General features: G+C 67.0%; 22 protein-coding genes and 1 pseudogene. 9 read left to right on the plus strand and 14 right to left on the minus strand.

From position 1 onward, the window contains the following. Window positions 1-12: 12 nt before the first annotated feature. Window positions 13-1,944, plus strand: a complete 1,932-nt coding sequence (locus tag NX784_RS16925; RefSeq protein ID WP_258817864.1) for a CocE/NonD family hydrolase — start codon at window positions 13-15, stop codon at window positions 1,942-1,944. A 54-nt stretch (window positions 1,945-1,998) separates the two neighbouring features. Further along, a pseudogene (locus NX784_RS16930) lies at window positions 1,999-2,759 on the plus strand (DUF72 domain-containing protein). A gap of 63 nt (window positions 2,760-2,822) precedes the next feature. On the opposite strand, the gene NX784_RS16935 reads toward NX784_RS16930, so the two are convergent. The 3 genes from NX784_RS16935 to NX784_RS16945 are packed head-to-tail and all read right to left on the minus strand — an operon-like array spanning window position 2,823 to window position 5,258. Beyond that, window positions 2,823-3,083 (minus strand): DUF6587 family protein, encoded by a 261-nt coding sequence (locus NX784_RS16935; RefSeq protein WP_258817865.1) that lies wholly within the window; start codon window positions 3,081-3,083, stop codon window positions 2,823-2,825. 2 nt (window positions 3,084-3,085) lie between these two features. Beyond that, window positions 3,086-4,978, minus strand: a complete 1,893-nt coding sequence (feoB, locus tag NX784_RS16940; protein ID WP_258817866.1) for a ferrous iron transporter B — start codon at window positions 4,976-4,978, stop codon at window positions 3,086-3,088. Between the two features lie 10 nt (window positions 4,979-4,988). Further along, entirely contained in the window at window positions 4,989-5,258 is a 270-nt protein-coding gene (locus NX784_RS16945; protein ID WP_258817867.1) for a FeoA family protein, read from the minus strand. Window positions 5,259-5,492: 234 nt separating this feature from the next. Here NX784_RS16945 and NX784_RS16950 point away from each other — a divergent pair, with 234 nt between their 5' ends. The 3 genes from NX784_RS16950 to bfr all read left to right on the plus strand — a co-directional run bounded on the left by NX784_RS16950 (window position 5,493) and on the right by bfr (window position 7,109). After that, entirely contained in the window at window positions 5,493-5,711 is a 219-nt protein-coding gene (locus tag NX784_RS16950; RefSeq protein WP_056438559.1) for a (2Fe-2S)-binding protein, read from the plus strand. Between the two features lie 183 nt (window positions 5,712-5,894). Beyond that, window positions 5,895-6,575, plus strand: a complete 681-nt coding sequence (locus NX784_RS16955; protein WP_370662946.1) for a PepSY-associated TM helix domain-containing protein — start codon at window positions 5,895-5,897, stop codon at window positions 6,573-6,575. Window positions 6,576-6,638: 63 nt separating this feature from the next. Next, on the plus strand, window positions 6,639-7,109 hold the full coding sequence (bfr, locus tag NX784_RS16960) for a bacterioferritin (RefSeq protein ID WP_258817869.1): 471 nt from the start codon (window positions 6,639-6,641) through the stop codon (window positions 7,107-7,109). Window positions 7,110-7,152: 43 nt separating this feature from the next. Here bfr and NX784_RS16965 read toward each other — a convergent pair whose 3' ends face one another. From NX784_RS16965 to NX784_RS17010, 10 genes are all read right to left on the minus strand, one after another. Then, window positions 7,153-8,247: a porin gene (locus NX784_RS16965; protein WP_258817870.1), complete on the minus strand. Its 1,095-nt coding sequence runs from the start codon at window positions 8,245-8,247 to the stop codon at window positions 7,153-7,155. Between the two features lie 41 nt (window positions 8,248-8,288). Beyond that, complete coding sequence (locus tag NX784_RS16970) at window positions 8,289-8,696, minus strand: hypothetical protein (RefSeq protein WP_258817871.1); 408 nt, start codon at window positions 8,694-8,696, stop codon at window positions 8,289-8,291. Window positions 8,697-8,754: 58 nt separating this feature from the next. Next, window positions 8,755-10,347: a methyl-accepting chemotaxis protein gene (locus NX784_RS28835; protein ID WP_307736023.1), complete on the minus strand. Its 1,593-nt coding sequence runs from the start codon at window positions 10,345-10,347 to the stop codon at window positions 8,755-8,757. A 163-nt stretch (window positions 10,348-10,510) separates the two neighbouring features. Continuing rightward, a complete protein-coding gene (locus tag NX784_RS16980; protein ID WP_258817872.1) occupies window positions 10,511-11,458 on the minus strand; it encodes a PfkB family carbohydrate kinase in 948 nt (315 codons plus the stop codon). Beyond that, window positions 11,409-12,782, minus strand: coding sequence for an MFS transporter (locus NX784_RS16985; protein WP_258817873.1), 1,374 nt, complete (start codon window positions 12,780-12,782; stop codon window positions 11,409-11,411). Before NX784_RS16985 ends, NX784_RS16980 begins: the two co-directional genes overlap by 50 nt. Then, a complete protein-coding gene (locus NX784_RS16990) occupies window positions 12,764-13,723 on the minus strand; it encodes a PfkB family carbohydrate kinase (protein ID WP_258817874.1) in 960 nt (319 codons plus the stop codon). Before NX784_RS16990 ends, NX784_RS16985 begins: the two co-directional genes overlap by 19 nt. A gap of 18 nt (window positions 13,724-13,741) precedes the next feature. Further along, window positions 13,742-15,544 carry an alpha-amylase family glycosyl hydrolase gene (locus tag NX784_RS16995; protein WP_258817875.1) on the minus strand — a complete coding sequence of 601 codons (1,803 nt, stop codon included), beginning with the start codon at window positions 15,542-15,544 and terminating at the stop codon, window positions 13,742-13,744. A gap of 59 nt (window positions 15,545-15,603) precedes the next feature. Further along, a complete protein-coding gene (locus tag NX784_RS17000; RefSeq protein WP_258817876.1) occupies window positions 15,604-17,889 on the minus strand; it encodes a TonB-dependent receptor in 2,286 nt (761 codons plus the stop codon). Window positions 17,890-18,119: 230 nt separating this feature from the next. After that, complete coding sequence (locus tag NX784_RS17005) at window positions 18,120-19,133, minus strand: LacI family DNA-binding transcriptional regulator (RefSeq protein WP_258817877.1); 1,014 nt, start codon at window positions 19,131-19,133, stop codon at window positions 18,120-18,122. Window positions 19,134-19,143: 10 nt separating this feature from the next. After that, entirely contained in the window at window positions 19,144-19,752 is a 609-nt protein-coding gene (locus tag NX784_RS17010; RefSeq protein ID WP_258817878.1) for a glutathione S-transferase C-terminal domain-containing protein, read from the minus strand. Between the two features lie 165 nt (window positions 19,753-19,917). Between NX784_RS17010 and purB the strand changes: the two genes are divergently transcribed. Then, window positions 19,918-21,297, plus strand: a complete 1,380-nt coding sequence (gene purB / locus NX784_RS17015) for an adenylosuccinate lyase (protein WP_258817879.1) — start codon at window positions 19,918-19,920, stop codon at window positions 21,295-21,297. 162 nt (window positions 21,298-21,459) lie between these two features. Here the strand turns inward: purB and NX784_RS17020 are convergent, their stop codons facing one another. Beyond that, entirely contained in the window at window positions 21,460-23,409 is a 1,950-nt protein-coding gene (locus tag NX784_RS17020) for a TOL_0244 family TonB-dependent receptor (RefSeq protein WP_258817880.1), read from the minus strand. A 318-nt stretch (window positions 23,410-23,727) separates the two neighbouring features. On the opposite strand from NX784_RS17020, the gene NX784_RS17025 reads away from it, so the two are divergent. The 3 genes from NX784_RS17025 to NX784_RS17035 are packed head-to-tail and all read left to right on the plus strand — an operon-like array spanning window position 23,728 to window position 25,428. Further along, on the plus strand, window positions 23,728-24,264 hold the full coding sequence (locus NX784_RS17025; protein WP_258817881.1) for a cytochrome b: 537 nt from the start codon (window positions 23,728-23,730) through the stop codon (window positions 24,262-24,264). Between the two features lie 11 nt (window positions 24,265-24,275). Then, the gene (locus tag NX784_RS17030) at window positions 24,276-24,830 is read left to right on the plus strand and encodes a YceI family protein (protein WP_258817882.1); all 555 of its coding nucleotides are present in this window, start codon (window positions 24,276-24,278) and stop codon (window positions 24,828-24,830) included. Between the two features lie 31 nt (window positions 24,831-24,861). After that, entirely contained in the window at window positions 24,862-25,428 is a 567-nt protein-coding gene (locus NX784_RS17035; RefSeq protein WP_258817883.1) for a YceI family protein, read from the plus strand. Window positions 25,429-25,487: the final 59 nt, after the last annotated feature.

Below are 25,487 nucleotides of genomic sequence, written 5' to 3' on the forward strand. Positions count from 1 at the left end.
GAGAACCATCCAATGTCGTGTCACCGCCTGCCTTCCCTGTCCGCCCTTTCCCTCGTGCTCGCCGCCTGCTTCGCCACCGCGGCGCAGGCTCAGACTTCGCCGATGGCGCCGGACATCCCGGCCGGCAAGTTCACCACGACGGTCCCGAACGCCGACTACGTGAAGCAGGACGTGATGATCCCCATGCGCGACGGCGTCAAGCTGCACACGGTGATCGTCATTCCGAAGAGCGTCATGACGGGCAAGGCGCCGATCATGCTGACGCGCACGCCGTATAACGCGACGCACCGCGCGGAACGCATGAAGAGCCCGCACATGGCCTCGATGCTGGGCGACGGCGACGATGCGTTCATCGAGAACGGCTACATCCGCGTGTTCCAGGACGTGCGCGGCAAGTACGGCTCGGAAGGCGACTACGTGATGACGCGGCCCGTGCGCGGCCCGCTGAACGACACGAAGGTCGACCACAGCACCGACGCGTACGACACGATCGACTGGCTCGTCAAGAACGTCCCGCAGTCGAACGGCAAGGTGGGCATGGTCGGCTCGTCGTATGAAGGCTTCACGGTGCTGATGGCCCTCGTCGAACCGCACCCGGCGCTGAAGGCCGCGGTGCCGATGAGCCCCATGGTCGACGGCTGGCGCGGCGACGACTGGTTCCACAACGGCGCCTTCCGCAACCCGAACCTGGCGTACATCGCGGGCCAGAACGCGGCGCGCGGCGAGGGCGAGCAGATCGTCACCGGCATCAACGACGATTACGAAGCGTGGCTGCGCGCCGGCTCGACGTCCGACTTCGCTCACCTCTACGGCCTCGACCAGCTGAACTTCACGAAGAAGCTGTTCGAGCATCCCGCGTACGACAGCTACTGGCAGGAACAGGCGCTGGACAAGATCCTCGCCAAGCGCCCGCTGACCGTGCCCACGATGACCGTCGTCGGCCGCTGGGACCAGGAAGACATCTACGGCGCCTACGCCACGTATGCCGCCGTCGAGCCGCAGGACAAGACCAACAAGATGAATTCGCTCGTCGTCGGCCCGTGGCGCCACAGCGGCGTCAATTACGAAGGCTCGACGCTCGGCGCGCTGAAGTTCACGGGCGACACGGCGCGCGAATTCCGCCGCGAGGTCATGCTCCCGTTCTTCAACCAGTACCTGAAGGATGGCGCGCCCGCGTTCGACACGCCGCCCGTGTGGTCGTACCAGACGGGCGTGAACCACTGGCGCCGCCTCGAGCAGTGGCCGCTCGTGCCGGCCGCCACGCCGCTGTACCTGAAGCCGGGCTTCGGCCTCGGCTTCGACAAGGCCCAGGGCAAGGCTGACAAGACGGCCGCGTTCGACGAATACGTATCCGATCCGGCCAAGCCGGTGCCGTTCGTGCCGCGCCCCGTGCACATGGGCGACACGAACGTGTGGAAGCCGTGGCTCGTGACGGACCAGCGCAGCTATTCCGACCGTCCCGACGTGCTGACCTACACGACCGCCCCGCTCACCGCGCCGCTGCAGCTGGCCGGCCAGCCGATGGTCGACCTGTACGCATCGACGTCGGGCACGGACAGCGACTGGGTCGTCAAGCTGATCGACGTGTACCCGGACGAGGTGGCGGCGCAGCCGGAACTGGGCGGCTACGAGCTGCCGATCGCGATGGACATCTTCCGTGGCCGCTACTACCAGGGCCTGGACAAGCCGGCCGCGATCCCCGCGAACAAGGCCGAGCGCTTCCGCTTCGCGCTACCGAACGTCGACCACGTGTTCCTGCCGGGCCACCGCATCATGGTGCAGATCCAGTCCAGCTGGTTCCCGCTGTACGACCGCAACCCGCAGACCTTCGTGCCGAACATCTTCTACGCGAAGCCGGGCGACTATCGCAAGGCGACGCAGCGCGTCTACCACGCGCCGGGGCTGGAAAGCGCGATCGAACTGCCGGTGGTGCAGGCGAAGTAATCCACGGTTCGCCAACGCACGGATTGCGCCCGCACGCCGGCCTAGACTGCCGGCATGGGCGCAATCCTCATCGGCATCTCCGGCTGGCGTTATCCGCCGTGGCGCGGCGTGTTCTATCCGTCCGGCCTCGCGCAGGCGCGCGAGCTCGCACCGGGTCGCGCGCCCTGCCCACCATCGAGATCAACGGTTCCTTCTATTCGCTGCAACGCCCGTCCAGCTACGCGGCGTGGTACGACGCGACGCCGCCCGGCTTCGTGTTCGCCGTGAAGGGCAACCGCTTCCTCACCCACATGCTCAAACTGCGCGGCATCGAGACGCCGCTCGCCAACGTGCTCGCGTCGGGCATGTTCGCGCTGCGCGAGAAGCTCGGCCCGATCCTCTGGCAATTCCCGCCGCAGCTGCGCTTCGACGCGGACAGGGTCGAACGCTTCCTGTCCCTGCTGCCGCACGACACGGGCCATGCGCTCGCCATCGCGCGCGGCCACGACGAGAAACTGGCGTTCCTCGCGCTGCTGCGCAAGTACGGGGTGGCGCTGGTGGTCGCCGACACGGCCGGCAAATGGCCGGACATCGACGCCGTGACGGCGGACTTCGTGTACGTGCGGCTGCACGGCGAGCATGAGCTGTATGCGAGCGGATATGACGACGAGTCGCTGGCGCGCTGGGCCGCGCGCATCCGCGCGTGGGCGAAGGATGGGGATGTGTACTGCTACTTCGACAACGACATCAAGGTGCGAGCGCCGTTCGATGCGAAGCGCCTGATGGAAATGGTAGGGTGGACGGCTCGTCCGTCCACGCGTTCAACTGGCTTATGAATAACCGTATCGTCCGTTCGCACGCTGGTTGGACGCGTGGACGGCAAAGCCGTCCACCCTACGTCATTGACGAACGTGCACCTGGATGATCTTGCGGCCCTGCGCGTCCTTTTCCGGCATCGGTTCGGTCTCGCACGTCCCGCACGTATCGCACCCGCTGCCGCAACTCGAATCCGTCCCGAGCCACTTCACGATGCGCCCACGGCCTGTGCCGCCCGACAGCTTGTAGACGAGCCGCTCGCGCCACGCCTTCGGCAGATACTTGACCGCCGCATACAGCGCGGCGAAGGCGACGACGACGGCGACGATCAGGTATTGGATCACGATCAGCTCCCCAGCACGGCCCGTGCGATGTGGAAGGTCAGGAACGACGCGGTGTACGCAAGCGCGAACATATAGCCCGCCATCAGGAACGCGTAGCGCACGCTCCCGGTCTCGCGCCGTACGACGGACAACGTGGACAGGCACTGCGGCGCGAACACGTACCACGCGAGCAGCGACAGCGCCGTCGGCAAGGTCCACGACGCCGCGATGATCGGGGTGAGCGAGCTCGCGACATCGTCGCCCGTCGTCGACAGCGCGTACACGGTGCCCAGCGCGCCGACCGCCACTTCGCGTGCGGCCATGCCCGGCACGAGCGCGATGCAGATCTGCCAGCCGAAGCCGATCGGCCCGAACACGACGGCCAGCGCCCGGCCCAGCATGCCGGCGATGCTGTAGTAGATCGGCGGCTGCGTCGCGCCTTCCGGTGCGCCCGGGAAGCTGGACAGGAACCACACGAGGATCATCAACGTGAGGATCACGGTGCCGACGCGCGTGATGAAGATGCGCGCGCGTTCCCACAGGCCCAGCGCCAGGTTGTGCAAATGCGGCCAGTGGTACGCGGGCAGTTCCAGCATCAGCGGCTGGTGGCCCTTGGCACCGACCGTGCGCTTGAAGAAGTAGGCGACGCCCATCGCGCTGACGATGCCCGCCGCGTACAGCAGGAACAGCACGAGCCCCTGCAGGTTGATGCCGCCGCCCAGTTCGCGGTGCGGGATGAACGCGGCGATCACGAGCGCGTACACGGGCAGGCGCGCGGAACACGTCATCAGCGGCGCGATCATGATCGTCACGAGGCGGTCGCGCGGGTTCTGGATCGTGCGCGCGGCCATCACGCCGGGGATCGCGCAGGCGAACGACGACAGCAGCGGGATGAACGCGCGGCCCGAGAGGCCCACGCCGCCCATCATGCGGTCGAGCAGGAACGCGGCGCGCGGCAGGTAGCCGCAATCCTCCAGCACGAGGATGAAGAAGAACAGGATCAGGATCTGCGGCAGGTACACGAGGACGCTGCCCGCGCCGCCGAACACGCCGTCGACGATCAGGCCGCGCAGCGGGCCGTCCGGCAGCGCGTTGCCGACCCAGTGGCCCAGCGCGTCGACGCTGCTCTTGATCAGGTCCATCGGCGCGTTGGCCCAGCTGAACACGGCCTGGAAAATCAGGAACATCGTGGCGGCGAGGATGATGGGGCCGATCACGGGGTGCAGCACGACCTGGTCGATCTGCTCGCTCAAATTGCCCTTGTCGTTGTCGTAGCTGACCGTCGCGTCGATGATGCGGCGCACTTCGCGCTGCGTCTCCTCGACGGGCACGGCATCGATGGCGGAAAGCGGGTTCGGCGTGACGCGCAGGTCGAACGGCATCGCTTCCAGTGCCGCGAGCAAGCCCTTCTCGCCGCCGGCCTGCACGGCCACGGTCTCGATGACGGGCATGCCCAGCTCTTTCGACAGGCGCGCCGTGTCGATCTCGATGCCGCGCTTCTTCGCGACGTCGACCATGTTCAGTGCCAGCACCATCGGCTGGCCGAGGCGCTTGATCTCGAGGACGAGGCGCAGGTTCAGGCGGAGGTTGGTCGCGTTGACGACGCAGACGACGGCGTCCGGCGTCTGCTCGCCGGCGCGCAGGCCGGCGACCACGTCGCGCGTGATCGCTTCGTCGGGGGTGTGGGCGGCGAGGCTGTAGGCGCCCGGCAGGTCGAGCACGCGCAGCGGACGGCCGCCCGGCAAGGTGAAACTGCCTTCCTTGCGCTCGATGGTGACGCCGGCGTAGTTCGCGACCTTCTGACGCGCGCCGGTAAGACGGTTGAACAGCGCGGTCTTGCCGCAGTTCGGATTACCCAGCAGGGCGACGAGCGGCGTTTTTGCGGCCGCCTGGACCTGCTGATCTACTGCTCCCATGTTCGTTCCATTACTCCGGCTGGATCGAGACGAGGGCCGCCTCGAAACGGCGCAAGGCGAACGTCGACTGGCCGACCTTCACCGCCAGCGGACCGCCGGGCAGCCCGCGCTTGAGCATGCGAATGCGCTCGCCCGGCACGAAGCCCAGTTCCATCAGGCGGCGCGACACGTCGATGCCGCCATCGCGACTGCCGACCGCGTTCGGCGCGAGGTGGATCACGGTGGCGCTCTGGCCGGCCTTGAGGCTGTCGAGCGTGGTCAGGGTGGGTGCAAGAGTCATGGTGTCGCTTCCGGAGAATGGCGATGCTTAACGGTTGGGTACATCATAAACCTAAATGCGAATTATTTCTATTTGCGCTTTGACTACTTCAGCTCACTCGGCCGCTTTTTACACAACAACGCAACAAAAACACTTGCATTCGCGATCCGACTTCAGCAGAATACGAAGGGTAATGAGAATGATTCGCATTATATATCAAACAACCGGCAGTTCGTCACATCTTCGGAACCTTTCATGATCGTCTGTGTCTGCAATAACATCTCCGACCGCGAAATCCGCCAGGCCGTCGACCTGGGCCTGACGTCGATGGCCGACCTGTACAAGGAACTGGGCGTCGGCACCTGCTGCGGCAAATGCGTCAGCTATGCGCGCGAAGTCATGCATGAGCACCTGGAGAGCAAGACGGTCGTTACCGAACTGCGTCGTACGCCGCACGACGGCCTGGCCGCCTGACGCGCGCGATCCCTGTTCCCTTCCTGCCGGCCGTCGCCGCGCCAGCGGCGCCAGCGACGCCGGTCGTCTTTTCCCACCGCGGCGGTGGCGACGGATATTGCTACGCACAATGCGCGCGCACCCGACCATGCCCCCGCCGGTCTTGGTAATATGTGACTTCCGATGCGCCCAGATTTCACTCCTATGCCCGTCATTCCGTTCCGTCCGCCAAAAGCGCCCTTTACGGTCCAGCCTCCCCCGCAGCCGTCGCGCCGTGCACTCATCGTGAAATGGCTGCGCAAGACCCACGGCTGGATCGGCCTCTGGGGTGCCGTGCTGGGGCTGCTGTTCGGCGGCACCGGCATCCTCCTCAACCACCGCGCCGTGCTGAAGATTCCCGCCGCCCAGGCGCAGGAATCCACCGTGCAGATTCCCCTGCCGCAACCGGCGCCCGGCAATCCGCAGGCGCTCGCCGCGTGGCTCAAGCGCTCGCTGCGGCTGGAGCCAGAACCGAGTCGCGTGAAGGCCGAGGCCGCACGTCCGGTCGCGTGGGGCGACAAGTCGATCGTGCAACCGGCGCGCTGGAGCGCCAACTTCACGTCGCCGTCGGGCAGTGTCCAGGCCGAGTATTGGGTCGGCAACAGCTATGTCACCGTCAAGCGCGCCGAGAACAACGTCTTCGGCACGCTCGTCAACCTGCACAAGGGTGTCGGGATGAGCGTGGGATGGATCCTGCTAGTGGACACGCTGGCCGGCTCCATCATCCTGCTGTCGCTGTCGGGCGTCGTGCTGTGGGCGCTCACCAACCGGCGCCGCACGGTGGGTATCGTGATCGGTGCCGTGTCGCTGCTGGCGGCAGGCGGGCTGGCGCTGGCGGCGATCTGATCGGCGTCGCCGGCCGGGCCGGGGTTTGCTATGATGCTATGACGACAACCGCAAAGGCCATCCATGAAGGGCGATCCCAACATCATCCGGCTGCTCAACGCGCAGCTGACCAACGAGCTCACCGCCGTCAACCAGTACTTCCTGCATGCGCGCATGTACAAGCACTGGGGCTTCGACAAGCTGGGCAAGAAGGAATACGACGAGTCGATCGGCGAGATGAAGCATGCCGACCGGCTGATCGACCGCATCCTGATGCTGGACGGCCTGCCGAACCTGCAGGCGCTGCACAAGCTGTTGATCGGCGAGTCGGCGCAGGAGATGCTGGAATGCGACCTCAAGCTGGAACGCGCGGCCCAGGTCACCGTGAAGGAAGGCATCGCCGCCGCCGAAATCGCGCACGACTACGTGTCGCGCGACCTCCTGCTCGACATCCTCGAGGACACCGAGGAGCACATCGAGTGGCTGGAGACGCAGCTCGACCTCATCGTCAAGGTCGGCATCCAGAACTACCTGCAGTCCCAGATGGGCGAATAAGGGGCGGCAATGCGCGCCGCCCCGCTACCCCGGGCGGCGTCCGTCAGAACACGAGGTCCAGCGTCACGCTGAACAGCTTGGCGTCATGCGTGAAGTCGTAGTTGCTGGAATCCTTGACGGAGTCCCACTGCACCTTGAGGTCCATGTTCTTCCTGAAGTCCCAGCGCACGGCGGCAAAGCGCGTCGTGTCGTTCTGCGTCGACGTATAGGTCGGCGTCAGTTTTTCCTTGTATGACGAATAGCCGACCAGCGGCGTGAACTGGCCGACGCGGTAGCCGACCGTCGTCGTCCAGCTGGACGACTTGTAGTCGAGCGAGGGACGCATGAAGCGGTTGGCTTCCGCGCGCACGAGCCAGTTGCCGTAGTCGATGGTGCCGGACAGGCCGATGATGCGCTGGCGCGTGCCGTTGGACGACGAGACGTCCTCGCCCGGCGGGTGGAACGTCAGGTCGATCGAGTTCTGCATGTAGATCAGGCGCGCGCCGAACACGTCGTCCGACACGTCCAGGTAACCGCCCAGGATGTGCTTCCAGGCGTCGTCCACCTTGTAGCCGTAATAGATCTTGCGCTGCTCGATATTGTCCTTGGTGACTTCCTGGCCGGCGAACAGCGTGCCCGTCACGGCCCAGTCGCCGAAGCTGCGCGTATGGCGTACGTTGACGCCGTTATAGGCCCCCACTTCCCAGCCGTAGATGTCCTGCGGAACGCGCACCCAGGGCAGCGAATAGCCGATGTAGACGCTGTCCGAATACGCGTAGATCGGCAGGCGGCGCCGGCCGACCTGCACGGTGGTGTCGGGGGCGACGTCGTAAGAGAGATAGGCCCAGTCGACATCGAGCTTGCTTGGCCGCGACGCGCGCCACACCGCCTGCGCCGTGGCGGAGAGCTTGTCCGTGAGCTTGTATTTGAGCTGCAGGCCGGCAAGCGATTCGCGCGTGGCGCTCCATTCGTTCTTGTCGTACACGGCGCCGTGCTCGTAATTGCCGATGAAGCAGGGGCACTGGGCGTCCAGGAACTGGCCGTCATAGCCGCTGTAGGCCTTGCCGGCGGTAAGGGTGGCGAAACCGGTGACGCTCAGGTCATCGGCATGGGCCGCGCCCGCGCTGGCCAGCAGGGCGGCGATCAATAATGTTTTCATGCGTGTGCTTGGATTCGGTAGACGGTGGTGCGAGGCGGTGGTCAGTTGACCGTGGCGATGATCGTCACGGATGGATCAACATCCTTCTTGTCGATGTAGCCGACTGCGTTCGGATCGGCCGCCACGGCCTTCTTCATCGCGGCGGCGCTGTCGACTTCGGCCGGCGGTGTGCCCGTGCCGGTCAGGATCAATTTGCTCCACGTGGCCAGCACCTGGGCCGGCGTCTTCTTGCAGGCCTTGGCATAGAACTCGTCGCGCAGCGGGCTCTTTTCGTTGAAGTTGATCGAGGTCGGCGCCTTGACCTTGCCGAGGTACGCCTGGCAGACCTGCGCCAGCGGCGGCGGATTGGCCGCGTGGGACGAGACGATGACGCCGATTTCGGCACGCGCCGCGGGCGCGGCCAGCAGTGTGGCGAGGACCGCGCCCGCGAGGGCTGCCGGTCCTGCCATGATTGGTTTCTTCATGTTGGACAGTGACGTTGACGAAAGGGGTAAAACGGCAATGCGCTCAGGCGCGGCGCAACTGCGGCGCGGGCAAGCGCGCGTCCGGCGCCCGTGCCGGCGGAGCGTCCGTACGCGCGAGCGTGAACACGCTCACGACCTGGGCCAGGCTCGCGGCCTGTTCGCGCAGCTCGGCGGCGGAGCTCGCGGTTTCCTCGACCAGGCGGGCGTTGTGCTGGGTGTCCTGCTCCATCTGGGCGACGGCGGCGTTGACGTGCTCGATGCCATCCGTCTGCTCGGTGCTGGCCGCCGCGATGGCGGCCATGATCGACGTCACGCGCTGCACGCCGGCGACGATCTCGCCCATCGTGCTGCCCGTCTGGTCGGCGAGCTTCGTGCCCAGTTCGACCTGCTCGACGGAGCGCCCGATCAGCGCCGTGATTTCCTTGGCCGCGGTGGCCGAGCGCTGCGCCAGGCTGCGCACCTCGCCGGCGACGACGGCGAACCCGCGCCCTTGCTCGCCGGCGCGCGCCGCTTCCACGGCCGCGTTCAGCGCGAGCAGGTTGGTCTGGAACGCGATGCCCTCGATGACGCTGACGATGTCCGCGATCTGGCGCGAGGACGCATGGATCGCACCCATCGTGTCGATCACCTGCCCCACCACCTCGCCGCCGCGCTTCGCCGCATCCGCCGCGGAACCGACCAGGGCGTTGGCCTGGGCCGCGCTCACGGCGTTCTGCTTGGCGGTGCCCGTCAGGCCGCCGATCGACGACGTCGTTTCCACGAGCGCGGCGGCTTGCTGCTCGGTGCGTGCGGACAGGTCGCCGTTGCCGTCCGCGATGCGTTCGGACGTGGTGGCGATCGTGTCCGTGGCGAGGCGCGCCTGGCTGACGATGCGCACCAGGCTCGCGTTCATGTGCTGCAGGGCCAGCAACAGCTTGCCCGTCTCGTCGCTGGACGTGACTTCGATGGTGCTCGTCAAGTCGCCCGCGGCCACCGTCTCGGCCACGCGCACGGCTTGCTGCAACTGACGCACGAGGATGCGCGCCACCAGCAGCGCGATGCCGATGGTCAGCGCCACGCCCAGCGTGCCGATGGCCGCGCCACTCAGCACGGCCCGGTTGGCCGCGCCGGTGGCGGCGTCGATGGTGGCGATGAAATGCTCGCGCGACGCGGTGCGGAACGCGCTAGCGTCCTTGCGGTAGGTGGCCAGGTTGGCCGCCATGGCCTGCAGCTTGTCCTTGGCGGGGAGTCCGGTATGCTGGGCCATCGCATCCGCGACGTCGCGCGCTTCCTTGTAGTAGACGTCGAATTCACCGGCCAGGCGCTGCAGGTCCTGGGCGTGCGCGCCGTCGATGCGGCGCAGGCGGGCATAGTTGTCGCGGACCTTGGCGGCCAGCGCGTCGGCGTTCGGCAGTTGCTCCGGTTCGCCGGCCGTGGCCGCGCTGTTCAGAATGTCGATGATCTTGTCGAGCGAACCCGTGTTTTCCGTCATCGCGTCCAGCACGGGGTATTGCACGTCCCGCACGTCGGTCAGGCTGCGATTGTTCTGCTTGGAGACGAAGGCCGTGAAGCCAAGATAGGCAACCATGCACACGATGGCGATGGCCGGGGCGAACAGGACTTTCCACAAAACGGACACGCGGTTGAGCAACTTCATGTCGATCCTATACTATTGGCAATATTTCCATAATACAATTTCCAATAGTACATATAAAAGTGCCAACCAGCAAGTTACTTATGCGTGCTTGTTTCTCACTTTTTACTCGCGACGGAAGGTAATGCCGAACGAGACGGCGGAGTGGCCGCCATCGCCGCCAAGGTCAGGCCGCAGTCTCGCGCCAGCGCGCGACCCACTTGTCGTAGAAGCCCATATCGCCGGGCACCGCGCCGCTGACGGCACAGATCGCGCCGGCGAATTCGTTGGCTCGGGCCAAGGTGGTTTCCAGCGGCCAGCCGCGCGCGCGGCCCAGCATGAAGACGGCGGAGAACGCGTCGCCGGCGCCCGCCGTGTCGATCACGAACGGCGGCACCGGATTGTCGCGCGTGGCGACGTAGCTGCCGTCCGCGCCGAAGTACACGGACCCGCGATGGCCCAGCGTGACGATCAACGCCTGCAGCGAGAACCGGTCCATCAGCGCGCGGCAGGCCGCGTGCACTTCGTCCTGCGACAGCGCCGCATCGTTGGGGCCGATCTGGAAATACCACTGGAACAGCGCCTGCAATTCCTCTTCGTTGACCTTGAGGACGTCGGCCATCGTCAGCGACTTCGTCACGATGGCTTCCGTGGCCTGGCCGGGCCGCAGGTTGAGGTCGAGGAAGCGCAGTGCGGCCGTCGCGTCCAGCACGGCCGTCAGCGCCAGCCGCGAACGTTCCTCGCGCTGGACCAGCGTGCCGAAATACACGGTGTCGTGGTGGCCGCCGTCGGCGACGGCCGCGGCGGCCGCTTGCGGGTCGATGAAGTCGTAGGCCTGGCGCGGCAGCAGCGCCAGGCGCGGGGCCCCGCCGTGGCGCTCGGCGACGGCGCGGCCCGTCTCTTCCATCGGGTCGACCTGCAGGCCGGCGTCGGGGATGACGAAGCGCTCCAGCTCCGCGCGCACCGCGGCGCCGTTGCGGTCGTCGCCGATACGCGTGATCAGGAGGGGTGGCGCCATGAAGGCGGCCAGGTGGCGCGCCACGTTGAACGGTGCGCCGCCCACGACCGGGGCGCTTGGGCCTTCCTCAACGAGCACCTCGCCGAACACCACCGCCATCCCGTTCCATTTCACCATACGCCGTCTCCGTCCGTTCGATCGCACCCGGGGCATTGTAGCGCACCAGTCGCATCGCGCCGGCGGCGCAGATCAGCAGCGCACCCGCGAGGCGGATCACGTTTTCCGGATTCCCGCCCAGCCAGCCGCGGTAGATCAGCGGCAGCGTGAAGATCTGGATGATCATCGGGATCACGATGAACATGTTGAAGATCCCCATGTAGACGCCCGTGCGTTCCGGCGGCAGGCTGGAGGCGAGGATCACGTACGGATTGCCCATGATGCTTGCCCATGCCAGGCCGATGCCGACCATCGGCACGAGCAGCAGCACCGGGGCGTGGATGTGCGGGATCGCGAGCATGCCGGCACCGGCCAGCAGCAGGCACACGGCGTGCACGACGTGCGGTCCGATGCGGCGCGCGAACGGCACGAGGGCGAACGCGGCGAGGAACGCGACGAAGTTGTAGAACGCGCCGATCTGGCCGTTCAGCAGGCCCGCGTCGCGAAAGCCGGGCGACGCCGCGTCGCTCGTGCCGAACAGCGTGCGCGCCAGCGACAGCGTGATGAATTGCCAGTAGCAGAACATCGCGTACCACTGGAACAGTTTTACGAGCGCCAGCTGCTTCATCGTCGGAGGCATGTCGCGCACGGCCTCGGCGATCTCCACCAGCGTATGGCGCCAGCCGCCCGGCGCCGCGCGCATGGCGGCGAGTTTCTCGGCCGGCAGCGGGTCTTCGGGCGTCGTCTTCACGGACCACAGCACGGAGACGAGCGAGCACACGGCGCCGATCAGGAACGCGGCCACGACCACCTGCGGAATGTGGCTGCCGTTGACGGCGTCCTTGTCCATGCCGGTCCAGACGAGCAGCGACGGCGCGAGATATGCCAGCGTCTGGCCCAGGCCCGTGAACGCGCTCTGCGTGAGGAAGCCGAGCGTGTGCTGGCTCGCGGGCAGCTTGTCGCTGACGAACGCGCGGTACGGCTCCATCGTCACGTTGTTGGCGGCGTCGAGGATCCACAACAGGCTCGCGGCCATCCACAAGGTGGGACTGTACGGCATCAGCAGCAGGCCGATGCTGCACAGGATGGCGCCGATGAGGAAGTACGGCGTGCGTCGTCCCCAGCGGCTCGTCGTGCGGTCGCTCAGCGCGCCGACCAGCGGCTGCACAAGCAGGCCCGTCATCGGTCCAGCAAGCCACAGGTACGGCAGGCTCGCCTCGTCCGCGCCGAGGTATTTGTAGATGGGGCTCATGCTGCTCTGCTGCAGACCGAAGCTGAACTGGATGCCGAAGAATCCGATGTTCATGTTGACGATCTGCCAGAACGTCATGCGTGGTTTGGACATGGTGTCTCCCAGCGTTCGATGAATGGACGGTAGAACGCATGGTCGTCCGGGACGGCGCCGACGATGCCGCACACGGCGCCGGCGAATTCGTTGGCGCGGGTGAGCAGGACGTCCAGCGGCCAGCCGCGTGCGCGGCCGAGCAGGAACACGGCGGAGAACGCGTCGCCCGCGCCCACGGTGTCGGCCAGCTGCACGGGCGCGGCGAGCGCCGGCGTGGCGTGGCGCGCGCCGTCGGCGCCGAAGTACACGGCACCGCGCGGGCCCAGCGTGACGATCAGGCCCGCGAGGTTGAACACGCGCAGCAAGGTCGCGCACGCGTGGCGCACGTCGGCGTCCGCCATGTCGTCGGTCGGGAGGCGCATATGGGTGTACCAGCCGAACAAGTCCTGCAACTCCTCTTCGTTGACCTTCACGATGTCGGCCGCGTGCAGCGACGCGTACACGCACCGCTCCGTCACCTGCCCCGCCCGCACGTTCAGGTCCAGGTAGCGGCAGGCGTCCGTGGCGCCCAGCAGGCGCGTCAGCGCGTCGCGCGACAGCGGCTCGCGCTGGGCCAGCGTGCCGAAATACAGCGTCGCCGGCCGCGCAGCATCCAGCGCCGCGACGGCGGCATTGCCGTCGATCGCATCATAAGCCTGATGCGGCAGGATCGTGAAGCGGTGGCCGCCGTCGGGCAGACGGTCGACGCGCACGGCGCCCGTCGGCAACGTCGCGTCGACCTGCAGCCCGGCCATCGTGAGGCCGAAGCGTTCGAACTCGGCGCGCATGCGGGCGCCGTTCCCGTCGAGGCCCACGCGCGTCAGCATCAAGGCATCCTGCCCGAACGCGGCCAGGTGGCGCGCCACGTTGAACGGCGCGCCGCCGATCACCTGGCGGTCGCCGAAGTCGTCGACCAGTGCTTCGCCGAACACGGCGACGGTCTGTTGTCCACTCTGTGTCATGTCGTTCCTCGTCATGGATCACGCCAACGGCCGGCCGCGGTGCAGCCAGACCTGGTCCCACGGGGCCAGCGCCAGCGTGCCTGTGCCGCCGTAGGCGCCCAGGTCGAGCGCGAGCGGGCGGCCGGAAAAATTGAGCAGCGCCCGGAAACCGTCGCCGCGGGCGAGCACCAGAAGCGCGGGATCGTCGGACGGCAGCATCGTGCACGCCACGCCGGCCGCCAGCTCGGGCAATTCGCGGCGCAGGCAGATCAGGCGGCGCAGGGCCGCGTACGCGCGCCCGGCCGGCGTCGTCGGATCGGTGCGCTCCGCGTAACGGACGATGTCGAATGGCGCGCGCTGGATCCAGCGGCTGTCGTGCGCGCGCGCGGGGTCGTTGCGATAACTGTCGTCGTTGGCCATCGCCAGTTCGTCACCCATGTACAGCACGGGCAGGCCGCCGAAGCACAGCGCCAGGCCATGCACGAGCAGCAGCCGGCGCAACGCCGCATCGGACGCGTCGGCCGCGTATCCGCACAGCGCGGCCGCCGTGCCGTTGGTCGCGAGGCCACCCTGGAAGCCGGTGCCGGCCGCGTAGCTTGCGCCGTCGTTGTAGAAGTGCGCGACGGCGGCGAGGCGCTCGATGGCGCCCGCCTCGGCCAGCAAATGCTTCCAGCCGATGTCGTCGTGGCAGCGCACATAGGTCAGCCAGCTGGCCCCGGCCGGCAATGCGGGCGTCGCGGCGGCCACTGCGCGCACGAGGCTCGCGTCTTCTTCCGCGAGCGCCGCCCAGCCGGCCGTCATCAAGGTGCTGTGGTAAGCCAGGTGGCATTCGGGCGCGTCGGCGCCGCCGACATACGCGGGCAGTTCGCGCGTCGGGACGATCGCCTCGGCCTTCAGCAGCACGCCCGGCGCGGCGATGTCGACGATGGCGCGCAGCGCCTGCAGCAGCCAGTGCGCTTCCGGCTGGTTCATGCAATCGGTGCCGAGGCGCTTCCACAGGAACGCCGTGGAATCGAGGCGGAACACGTCGATGCCGCGGTTCGCGAGGCGCAGCAGCGCGGCCGCGACAGCCGCGAAGACGGCGGGATTGGCGTAGTTCAGGTCCCACTGGAACGGGTAGAACGTCGTCCACACCCAGCCCCCCATCGCGTCGACGTGGGTGAAGTTGCCGGGGGCGGCCTGCGGGAACACCTGGCCCAGCGTGGCTTCGTACGCGTCCGCCTCCTCGCGGTCCAGCACGTGGAAGAAGCCGCGCAGGTGCGTATTGCCGGCCGCGGCGCCTTGCGCCCACGGGTGATCATCGGCGACGTGGTTCAGGATCAGGTCGGAGCACAGGCTGATCCCCGCTTCGCGCAGCGACGCCGTCAGGTCTTCCAGGTCGGCGACCGTGCCGAGGCGCGGGTCGACGTCGTCGAAGCTGGCGACGGCGAAGCCGCCATCGTTCTCGCCCGCGCGCGGGCGCAGGAACGGCAGCAGGTGCAGGTACGTGACGCCGAGGTCGCGCAGATGCGGAATGCGCGCCTTCACGCCGCGCAGATTGCCGCCGAACCGGTCGACGTACGCGCTATAGCCCAGCATCGTCGGCGCGCAGAACCAGGCCGGGTCGTCCTCGCGCGCGGCGTCGACGGCTTGCAGGGCCGCGGGCCGCGCAGCCATCAGGCGGCCCACGTCGGTCATCAGGCTTTCCAGCCAGGCGGCGTGGCCCGGCAGGTGGCCGTACAGCCGGTGCAGGCGGTCGGCCAGCACGGCCTCATGGCGCGCGGCGCGCCGGCGCGCGTCGCCCTGGCGGCCGGCGGGCAATGCGTCGAGCAGGCGACGCAGGGGAAGTGACATCGTCGTCATGGATCTCAAGAATCAGGATGATGGGCCGGCGACGAGGCGCCGGCCCAGGAGGGGACGCGTCAGAACGCGTACTTGACGCTGGCCTTCACGGCGCGACCGGTGATCGAGCGGGCGGCGTGGCCGTCGCCTTCGATTTCCGTGTAGCCGATGCGGTTGAACAGGTTGTTGGCGTTCAGCGACAGCTGCACCTTCGGCGTCACCTGGTAGTTCAGGAACGCGTGCACGACGGTGTAGCCCGGCAGGACGAGCGTGTTGGCGTCGTCGCCCCAGCTCTTGCCCGTGCCGACCACGGTCAGGCCGAAGCTGGCCGGGCCCAGGTCGTAACTCGGCGCCAGCTGGTACACGGCGTGCGCCTGGCGGCGCGGCGTGTGGCCGACGGTGGCTTCGCCGCCCGGCGCCGTCGCCGTGATCTTCGCGTTCGTGAGCGTGAGGCCGCCCGTCACGTGGAAGTCGCCGAGGCGATACGCGGCTTCCAGTTCGGCGCCTTTCGCGTCGTAGCTGTTCGCGGTCGACAGCTGCGTGGTCGCCTCGTAGTTGCTTTCCTTGGTGCGGGCACGGAACAGCGTGAGGAATGTGGACAGGCCGCCGCTGCGCCATTTCACGCCGCCTTCCAACTGCTTGACGGTGTTGATGCTGATCGGCGCGCTGCCGTCCAGCGGGGTGCCGAACAGGATGCGGTCGGCGTTGAACGCCACGCCTTCGCTGGTGCGGGCGAACAGCGCCAGCGCCGGCGTCACGCGCCAGTTCCCGCCGACGGAATACGACGTGTGGCCGATGTCGTAGTCGACGTGCTGCACGGTGGCGGGATCGTAGCTCGCCGCGTTCGTCGCGATGTTGGCGCTGCCGCCGGCATGCTGGCGGTCGCGGCGCACGCTGGCGTCCAGGTTGACGGGGCCCTGCTCCCAGCCGATGTTCGCGTACGGCGAGTTGGTGCGGTATTCGACGTCGACGGCGCGCGAGCAGCAGGCGCCGAACGCGGGACCGACGAAGCCCGGCGTGCTGCTCGCCGTCTTCAGCAGCGCGGGGTCGTCGCCCGTCCCCTGCAGCAGGTACTGGTTGAAGTTCCACGTCAAGCCCAGCTTCTGGAGCGACGAGTACCAGCCCGCGGTCAGGTTGAGCTTTGCGCCATCGAGCTTGAACGTCTTCGTGACGCGTGCATCGTTCAGCGTATTGCCCGCGTCGTCGATCGACGTGTTGAAGACGACGGCATTGATGGCGCGGCCGTTGTACGCCTGGCCGGCGGACGGGCCGGTCGCGACTGTGTAGCTCCCGACGGTGCCGCTGTCGGCCGGGAAGACCCCGATGAAGCGGCCGCTGTTGGACGCCTTGCGGAATTTGTCCGTCACGGTCCAGCCGTTACCGAGGTCGTACGAGCCTTCCAGGCCGATCGCATTGCTCTTCACGGACAGGCCGTCGTTGACGTCGCTCGATACGTGGCCGTTGCCCTTCGTGAGCGAGACGTCCTGGACCCAGTACGGCGAATAGAACGATGCGTAGCGCGGGTCGATGCCGGGGATTTCCGAGATGTGGCCGTTGTTGACGAGGACGGGCACCGGCAGCGCCGTCGGGCTCTGGTCGTCGAGGTGCTTGAGTGACACGCGCACAAAGCCGCCGTCGAAATCGTGCGTGAAGTTCGCGCGCAGCTGGCCGCCGCGTTCGTCCTTGCCGGCCGCGTTGCGGATGCCTTCGCCGCGACGGTAGAAGCCGCCGACGAAGACGTGGTCACGGTCCGACACGGGCGTGCCGTAGTCGAAGTCGACGCGCGTGCTGTCGTAATCGACGCCGCGCGTCAGGCCGATGCTGCCGCCCTTTTCCTTGCCGTCCTTGCTGATGAAGTTGATGATGCCGCCGGGCGAGTTGGTGGCCAAGGTGGATGCCGAGCCGCCGCGCACGACTTCCACGTGGTCGAGGGAACCGTCGATCTTGACGTAGCTGTCCGGGGTGATGAAGTTGAAGTCGCCGAACTGCAGCACCGGCAGGCCGTCTTCCTGGATCTGCACGTAGCGCGCGCCGCCCGCGGAAATGGGCACGCCGCGCACGGTGATGTTGGCGTTGCCTTCGCCGCCGGACGATTCCGAGCGCACGCCGGGGATCGCGCGCAGCACTTCGGCGGCGCTCGTCGGCGCCAGGTTCTGGATCGCGTCCGCTTCCAGGGTGCTGACCGAGACGCTCGACTTCATCTTGCTGGAACCGATCGGTGTGCCGGTGACCACGACGCGCTCCATCTTCAGGCCGTCGGTCGATTGCGGGGCCGGCTGCTGGCCGGCGTCTTGTGCGGATGCCGCGCCCAGGTGCAGCAAAGCCAGCGCCACGGCACGCGCCGTGTGCTTCATGCGAACTTCCATGTCTCCTCCGTTGTGTTGGCCGCCGTGCGGCGCTCGATTTGTTGGCACCTTGTCAGGCACGCGGCCATTATTTCCCGAATTTTCGAAAATTGCAAACGATTGCAATAACGTTGCAAAAACGCCGCACCGGTGCAAGTCTGTGCATTTGCAGCACTGCCGCCTTCTCTGCATCATCAGATTGCAAACGTTTGCAAAAACACGTGCAACGCCGGCGTCGCAGCGGCGCCGGGTCAGGCGCTGGCGCGGGCGATCAGTTCGGTGGGAAGCTGGACGGACGGCACGGTGCGGCCGTCGACGAGGACGAGCAGCGCGTCGACGAGCGCGCGCGCGGCCACGTCGCGCGGCTGGCCGATGGTAGTCAGCGGCGGGTGGAAGTAGCCGGCCAGCTCGATGTCGTCGTAGCCGACGACGGCCACGTCGGCCGGCACGTCGCGGCCCTGTGCGCGCATGGCGTGGATGGCTTTCATCGCGAGCAGGTCGCTGCTGGCGAACATGGCGTCGTAGTCGACGCCGCGGCGCGCCAGTTCTGCCACGGCCTGGCCGCCGCTCTCGGGCAGGAACGAGACGGCCACTTGCAGTTGCGGGTCGGGCGCGAGGCCGTGCGCGGCCAGCGCCTGCACGTGGCCGCGGTAGCGCAGGTCGACCTCGGGCAACGTTGTGTCGCCGAGGAAGGCGATGCGGCGCCGGCCCTGCGCCAGCAGGCGTTCCGTCGCGAGGCGGCCGCCCGTCACGTTGTCGCCGCCGACCGTCGTGTACAGCTGCTGCGGCAGTTGCGCGCCCCAGACGACGAATGGCACGCCACGCGCGGCCATCTTGTTCAGCTGGTCGTGGTGGCGGCCCTGGCCGATCAGGATCACGCCGATGGCGCGCCCGCCGTCGAACGGCGCGGCGGCCGCGTCGACCTGGTCGGCGTCGACGCGCGAGACGAGCGTGTCGAACCCCTGCTCGCTCAGCGCATCCGCGAGGCTGCCCAGCATCGACAGGAAGAACGGGTCGGACAGCTGCTGGCGCGACGACTGGTCGATCGGGATGACGACGGCCACCGTGCGGTTCTGCTGCAGGCGCAGGTTCTGCGCGCCGATGTTGATCGTGTAGTTCAGCGAGCGCGCGAGGTCGAGGATGCGGTCGCGCGTCTCCTGGTTGACGAGGGGGCTGTGGCTGAGCGCGCGCGACACGGTCGACGTCGACACGCCCGCGAGGCGTGCGATATCGGCCATCTGCAACCGCCGGGATGGCGTCGTCATTGGCCGAGCGTCAGTGCGGGACCGTGTCCTTGAACGACTGCCGTTCGGACAGCTTGTCGAACAGGCGCGCCAGGTTCGGGTGGGTGTCGCGCCAGGCGATGTCCGGGAAGCGGAACGCCAGCCAGCCCAGCGTGCAGCCGACGGCGACGTCGGCCAGCGTGTAGTGGATCCCCATGCAGAACGGCTGCTCGCCCAGGTTCTCGGCCATGACGGCGAGACCACCGTGCACCTTGCCCATCTGGCGGTCGAACCAGGCCTGGCTCTGTTGCCCGGCCGGGCGCCACGTGCGCTCCAGGTAGGCCAGCACGGCCGCGTCCAGCACGCCGTCGGCCAGCGCTTCCCACACCTTGACGTTGGCGCGGTCGCGGCTGTTCGGGGGCAGCAGCTTGCACACGGGGGTCAGCGTATCGAGGTATTCGGCGATGACGCGCGAATCGTACATCGTGCTGCCGTCTTCCATCACGAGGCAGGGCACCTTGCCGAGCGGGTTCGACGACGCGATCTTCGTTTCCGCCGACCAGACGTTTTCCAGCTCGAACTGATAGTCGAGCTTTTTTTCTGCCAGCACGACGCGCGCCTTGCGCACATAGGCACTGGTGAAGGAACCGATGAGTTTCATAAATGCTCAGTAATGGAGATTGGCAGACAGTATAGCATCGGCCTATCGTCCGCCGAACGCCGGGGAACCGCGTGCAACGGTGGCCAAATGAGACTTGACAAAGCGGCCGGCGCCAGGCTGCCGATGGTAGAATCTCGTTTTTGCACTCACCGCTTCCGTCCTCCCATGACCTCTACCGCCTCCTCCTCGACCCTGTTGGCCCTGTCCCCGCTGGACGGCCGCTACGCCGCCAAGACCGACAAACTGCGCCCGATCCTGTCGGAAGCCGGCTTCATGCACCACCGCGTGAAAGTGGAGATCGCCTGGCTGCAGGCGCTGTCGCAGGCCGGTTTCGCCGAGCTGAAGCCGTTCTCCGCGCAGGCCGGCGCCCTGCTGGACAAGCTGGCTGCCGACTTCTCGGACAGCGACGCCGCCCGCATCAAGGAAATCGAGGCCGTCACCAACCACGACGTCAAGGCCGTCGAGTACTGGCTGAAGGAGAAAGTGAAGGACGTGCCGGAACTGGTCGCGGCGTCCGAATTCATCCACTTCGCGTGCACGTCGGAAGACATCAACAACACGTCGCACGGCATGATGCTGAAGGCCGCGCGCGACGGCGTGCTGCTGCCGTCGCTTGCCGCCGTCATCGCCAAGCTGACCGAGATCGCCCACGTCAACGCCGACCTGCCGATGCTGTCGCGCACGCACGGCCAGACCGCGAGCCCGACCACGCTCGGCAAGGAATTCGCCAACGTCGTCGCCCGCCTGCAGCGCGCCGTGAAGCGCATCGCCGACGTGGAAATCCTCGGCAAGATGAACGGCGCCGTCGGCAACTACAACGCGCACCTGTCCGCGTACCCCGGCTTCGACTGGCCGGCGTTCTCGAAGAACGTCATCGAACAGCGCCTGGGCCTGACGTTCAACCCGTACACGATCCAGATCGAGCCGCACGACTACATGGCCGAGCTGTTCGACGCGATCTCGCGCACGAACACGATCCTGCTCGACCTGAACCGCGACATCTGGACGTACGTCTCGCTGGGTTACTTCAAGCAGAAGCTGAAGGCCGGCGAGATCGGCTCGTCGACGATGCCCCATAAAGTCAATCCGATCGACTTCGAGAACTCGGAAGGCAATCTGGGCCTCGCCAACGCCATGCTGCGCCACATGGCGGATAAGCTGCCGGTCTCGCGCATGCAGCGCGACCTGACCGACTCCACCGTGCTGCGCAATATCGGCGTGGGCTTCGGCTACGCGCTGCTCGCGTACGACAGCTGCCTGCGCGGCCTGAACAAGCTGGAAGTGAACCCGGCGCGCCTCGCGCAGGACCTGGACGCGAACTGGGAAGTGCTGGCCGAGCCGGTGCAGACCGTGATGCGCCGCTACGGCATCGAGAACCCGTACGAGCAGCTGAAGGAACTCACGCGCGGCAAGGGCATCACCCGTGAAGCGCTGCAGGAATTCATCGGCAAGCTGGCGATTCCGCAGGACGCCAAGGACCTGCTGCTGGCGATGACGCCGGCGAATTACACGGGTCTGGCGGCGCAGCTGGCGAAGGCCATCTGATCGAAAACCGGGGCGCGTCCCCGGTTTTTTTTGGCCGCGCGATCATGCGAACGCTGGTTGAACGCGTGGGCACGTGTTTGATGCCCCCGGTTGTTCAACGACGTTGGCAACACCGGTAGGGTGGACGGCTCGGCCGTCCACGCGTTCAACCGGCGTGTGCCCTCACCGCTGCCACGTCAATTTGACACCCACCGTCCGCGGCACCTCGCCGCGCACGGACGCGACGCCGTATTCCGCATGGCCGCCGTTCAGGTTCGTGCCGATCACCGACAACTCCATCCCCGGCGCGCAGCGCCAGCCGAAGCGGGCGTCGATGGCCCAGTAGGCAGGCACGTCCGGGTAGCCCAGCGCGCCGTTGCGGCGCACGGCCACCTCCAGTTCGCGCGCCTCGTCGAGCACGTGGCTGGAGCGCAGCTGCGCCGTGTACGCGGGGTCGCGGCCCGTCGTCATGACGCTGCCCTCGTCGCCGCTGCCCGGCTTCAGCGTGAATTCCTCGTGCAGCAGCGTGGCGCCCGCCGCCAGGCGCCAGGCGTCCGTCATCTGCACATTGCCCCAGGCCTCGAGGCCGCGCGACCGGCCTTCCATCAGGTTGCCGAACACGATCGCCCTGCCGTCGGGCGTGACGTCCTGCGTGCGCAGGTGGTCGTACAGGTTGCGGAACGCGGTCACGGAATACGACACGATCTGCCCCGCCTGGCCGCGGTAGCCCAGCTCGAACACGCGCGCGGTCTCGGCGCGCACGCCGCGGCCGCCGGCCAGCAGGTACGGCGGCGCGCCCGGCACATAGGCATCCACGTCCAGCCGCGACGGCGCGCGCACGGTGCGCGACACGGCCGCCCAGAACGCGTGCGCGGGTGTGGCGCGCCAGGACAGGCGCACGTTCGGCAGGAATTCCGCGCCCGTGTACGGATTGCGCTCCCAGCGCACGCCGGCCGTCAGGCGCAGGTCGTCGCGCAGCGCCACCTCGTCCTGGGCGAACAGGCTGGCCCACGCCTGCTTGTCGCTGGCCGGCAGGAACGCGACGAAGCGGCTGTTCTCGACATGGTCCCAGCTGTAGCGGTATTCGCCGCCCCACACGATGCTGTGACGGCCCAATGGCGCCAGCGCGTGCTGCAGCTGCAGGTCGGCGATGTCGACTGCGTCGCGGAACGTCGGCGGCACGCGGCGGTAACGGTAGTCGTAATACGCCTGCGCCGTCACGCTGCCGCCGCCGTCGAGCAGGTGTTCCCAGCGCCCCGTCACGTTGGCGCCATGCGTCGTGATGTCGCCCAGGCCCTTGTCCGCACCCGGCGCCCCGATGACGCCCGGCGCCGGCTGGCCCTGGCGCCCGCGCCACGTGTTGGCGTTCACGCTGAAGCGCTCGGCGCCCCGCGCCCAGTCGCCGCGCAATCCGGCCTGGCCCTGCGTCCAGTCGTCGTCGATGGGCTGGCCGGACGCCAGTTCGCTGCGGGCGAGCCCGAACACCTTCGCGTACGCGCGCCACGCGCCGCCGGCCATGGCGCCGCCGTGGCGGAACGCGGCCGCGCCGCCGTCGCTGTCCGCACGCAGCACGAGCAGGTCGCCCTGCGTGTCGCGCGCGTGGCGCGTCGTGATGCTGATGACGCCGTTCACGGCATTCACGCCCCACAAGGTGCCGCCCGGGCCGCTGATCACCTCGATCCGTTCGACGTCTTCCAGCATCACGTCCGACTCGTCCCAGAACATGCCGGAAAACAGCGGCGAATACACGGAGCGCCCATCGATCATCACGAGCAGCTTGTTGGCCGGGCTGTTGCTCGTGCCGTTCATGCCGCGCGCGGAAATGAAATAGTCGGTGTTGCTGCCACGCGCGACCTGCACATTGGGCGCGAGGTTCAGCGCCTCCGCGAGGTTGCGGACGCCCGCGCGGCGGATGTCTTCCGCCGTGATCACGTACACCGACGCCGGCGCGTCCTGCAGGCGCTCGGGCCGGCGCGACACGGACGTGACGTCGATGTTCGCCAGCTCCTCGATCGACAGGTCGACGAATTCCCCGCCGGGCCGCCGCACCGCGTCGTCGGCGCATGCCGGCTGCGCGAGCGCCAGGCCGGCCAGCAGCAAGGTCCAGGGAAAGGGACGGCCCGTCGCGTTCATCGCTTATCGAAGGAAATGATCATTTCCCAACCATTATGTTTTATAAATCCATTTTCTCAACATTTTACCTTCACGCTGGACGGTTTTTCTTGTACGCACGGTAGAGACTGGCAAACGCACCACGGATTGTGCCGCTGGCTGAACAAAGTTATCCGCGAAGGTGGCTTCCTCACCCAATTTGGAACGGGTAAAGTGTCCGTATTGCAAAATCACGCTCGCATGCAAGTCATGCTAGTGTGTCCAAGGAAATGCAGGCTGCTTAAGCCAGCCGATTTGGTAAGATTTAGTTCTAACGCGTACTAATTGATCGGAGCCCCCATGCAGCGCTACACCACGACCGCCATCGTGCTTCATTGGCTGATCGCCGTGCTGATCATCGGCGCGTTCACGCTGGGGCTCGTGATGACGGACATGCCCGGCATCTCGCCCACGAAGCTGAAGTATTTTTCGTGGCATAAATGGGCCGGCGTCACGGTGCTGCTGCTGGCCACGTTGCGCATCCTGTGGCGCCTGAAGAACCGTCCGCCGGCCCTGCCCGACTCGATGCCCGCGTGGCAGCGCGGCGCCGCCCACGGCCTGCACCACCTGCTGTACGTGCTGATCTTCGCCGTGCCGCTGTCCGGCTATTTCTACACGCTGGCGGCCGGCTTCCCGGTCGTCTATTTCGGGCTGTTCCAGCTGCCGGTGCTGATCGCCAAGAACCCGGCGCTGGCCGAGGCGCTGAAGCCCATCCACTACTGGCTGAACATGGTCATGGCCGGCCTCGTCGGCCTGCACGTGGTGGCCGCCCTGAAGCACCAGTTCATCGACCGCGACGGCACGCTGGGACGCATGCTGCCGGGCCGTTCCCTTTGAAGGAGATATCCATGACATTTACCCGCGGCACCGTTGCTGCCATCCTCGCAGGCGTCACCCTGATCGCCAACGCCGTGCCGCTGAAAACGGACGTGGCGCACAGCAGCGTCTCGGCCGTGTTCAAGCAGATGAACGTGCCCGTCGAATCGAAGTTCAAGAGCTTCAACGCGCAGATCGACTACGACGCCGCGCATCCGGACAAGGCGAGCGCGCGCGTCGACATCGACACCGCGAGCTTCGACATCGGCGAGGCCGAGTACAACAAGGAAGTGGCCGGCAAGGACTGGTTCAACTCGGCCAAGTTTCCGAAGGCCACGTTCGTGTCGTCCGCCATCAAGCCGGCCGGCGCGGGCAAGCTCTCCGTGTCGGGCAAGCTCACGATCAAGGGCCATGCCCAGGACGTGACGTTCCCCGTCACCATCAAGCCGGAAGGCGGCAAACAGGTTTTCGAAGGCCAGCTGCCCATCAAGCGGCTGGCGTTCAATATCGGCGAAGGCGAGTGGACGGACACGAGCATGGTCGCCGACGACGTCGTCATCAAGTTCCGCGTCGCCGCGGGACAGTAATCCAACACCCACCGTTAAAGGATCGTTTTACATGAAACTCAAGCATCTCGCCCTGCTCGCCGCCGTCTTCGCTTCCAGCGCCGCCTTCGCCGACGTCTACAAGGTCGACTCCGGTCACACCTTCCCGAGCTTCGAGGCCGACCACTTCGGCGGCCTGTCGAACTGGCGCGGCAAGTTCGACAAGACCGACGGCACCATCGTCCTGGATCGCGCGAACAAGACGGGCACCGTGGACATCAACATCGACGCGACCAGCCTGGACTTCGGTCACAGCAAGCTGAACGAGCACGCCAAGGGCCCGGACATGTTCGACGTCGCCAAGTACCCGACCGCGAACTACAAGGGCAAGCTCGTGTTCAAGGGCGACGTGCCGACCTCGGTCGACGGCGAACTGACCTTGCACGGCGTGACCAAGCCGGTCACCCTGCACATCAACCAGTTCAAGTGCATGCCGCATCCGATGCTGAAGCGCGAAGTGTGCGGCGCCGACGCGTCGGCCACGTTCAACCGTGCCGATTTCGGCGTGGACTACGGCGTCAAGATGGGCTTCAAGCCGGAAGTCAAGCTGGCCATCCAGGTCGAAGCCGTCAAGCAGTAATCGGCCTTCGCAAAAACAAAGCCCCGCGGCCAGCAACGGCCGCGGGGCTTTTTTATTTA

Source organism: Massilia pinisoli, from assembly GCF_024753285.1.
GTDB lineage: Bacteria > Pseudomonadota > Gammaproteobacteria > Burkholderiales > Burkholderiaceae_D > Telluria > Telluria pinisoli.

Bases quoted from the DNA above. Each gene is read 5' to 3' on its own strand.
- NX784_RS16925 (WP_258817864.1), top strand. From the start codon at position 13: ATGTCGTGTCACCGCCTGCCTTCCCTGTCCGCCCTTTCCCTCGTGCTC.
- feoB (WP_258817866.1), bottom strand. From the start codon at position 4,978: ATGGGAGCAGTAGATCAGCAGGTCCAGGCGGCCGCAAAAACGCCGCTC.
- NX784_RS16945 (WP_258817867.1), bottom strand. From the start codon at position 5,258: ATGACTCTTGCACCCACCCTGACCACGCTCGACAGCCTCAAGGCCGGC.
- NX784_RS16950 (WP_056438559.1), top strand. From the start codon at position 5,493: ATGATCGTCTGTGTCTGCAATAACATCTCCGACCGCGAAATCCGCCAG.
- NX784_RS16955 (WP_370662946.1), top strand. From the start codon at position 5,895: ATGCCCGTCATTCCGTTCCGTCCGCCAAAAGCGCCCTTTACGGTCCAG.
- bfr (WP_258817869.1), top strand. From the start codon at position 6,639: ATGAAGGGCGATCCCAACATCATCCGGCTGCTCAACGCGCAGCTGACC.
- NX784_RS16965 (WP_258817870.1), bottom strand. From the start codon at position 8,247: ATGAAAACATTATTGATCGCCGCCCTGCTGGCCAGCGCGGGCGCGGCC.
- NX784_RS16970 (WP_258817871.1), bottom strand. From the start codon at position 8,696: ATGGCAGGACCGGCAGCCCTCGCGGGCGCGGTCCTCGCCACACTGCTG.
- NX784_RS28835 (WP_307736023.1), bottom strand. From the start codon at position 10,347: ATGAAGTTGCTCAACCGCGTGTCCGTTTTGTGGAAAGTCCTGTTCGCC.
- NX784_RS16980 (WP_258817872.1), bottom strand. From the start codon at position 11,458: ATGGTGAAATGGAACGGGATGGCGGTGGTGTTCGGCGAGGTGCTCGTT.
- NX784_RS16985 (WP_258817873.1), bottom strand. From the start codon at position 12,782: ATGTCCAAACCACGCATGACGTTCTGGCAGATCGTCAACATGAACATC.
- NX784_RS16990 (WP_258817874.1), bottom strand. From the start codon at position 13,723: ATGACACAGAGTGGACAACAGACCGTCGCCGTGTTCGGCGAAGCACTG.
- NX784_RS16995 (WP_258817875.1), bottom strand. From the start codon at position 15,544: ATGACGACGATGTCACTTCCCCTGCGTCGCCTGCTCGACGCATTGCCC.
- NX784_RS17000 (WP_258817876.1), bottom strand. From the start codon at position 17,889: ATGGAAGTTCGCATGAAGCACACGGCGCGTGCCGTGGCGCTGGCTTTG.
- NX784_RS17005 (WP_258817877.1), bottom strand. From the start codon at position 19,133: ATGACGACGCCATCCCGGCGGTTGCAGATGGCCGATATCGCACGCCTC.
- NX784_RS17010 (WP_258817878.1), bottom strand. From the start codon at position 19,752: ATGAAACTCATCGGTTCCTTCACCAGTGCCTATGTGCGCAAGGCGCGC.
- purB (WP_258817879.1), top strand. From the start codon at position 19,918: ATGACCTCTACCGCCTCCTCCTCGACCCTGTTGGCCCTGTCCCCGCTG.
- NX784_RS17020 (WP_258817880.1), bottom strand. From the start codon at position 23,409: ATGAACGCGACGGGCCGTCCCTTTCCCTGGACCTTGCTGCTGGCCGGC.
- NX784_RS17025 (WP_258817881.1), top strand. From the start codon at position 23,728: ATGCAGCGCTACACCACGACCGCCATCGTGCTTCATTGGCTGATCGCC.
- NX784_RS17030 (WP_258817882.1), top strand. From the start codon at position 24,276: ATGACATTTACCCGCGGCACCGTTGCTGCCATCCTCGCAGGCGTCACC.
- NX784_RS17035 (WP_258817883.1), top strand. From the start codon at position 24,862: ATGAAACTCAAGCATCTCGCCCTGCTCGCCGCCGTCTTCGCTTCCAGC.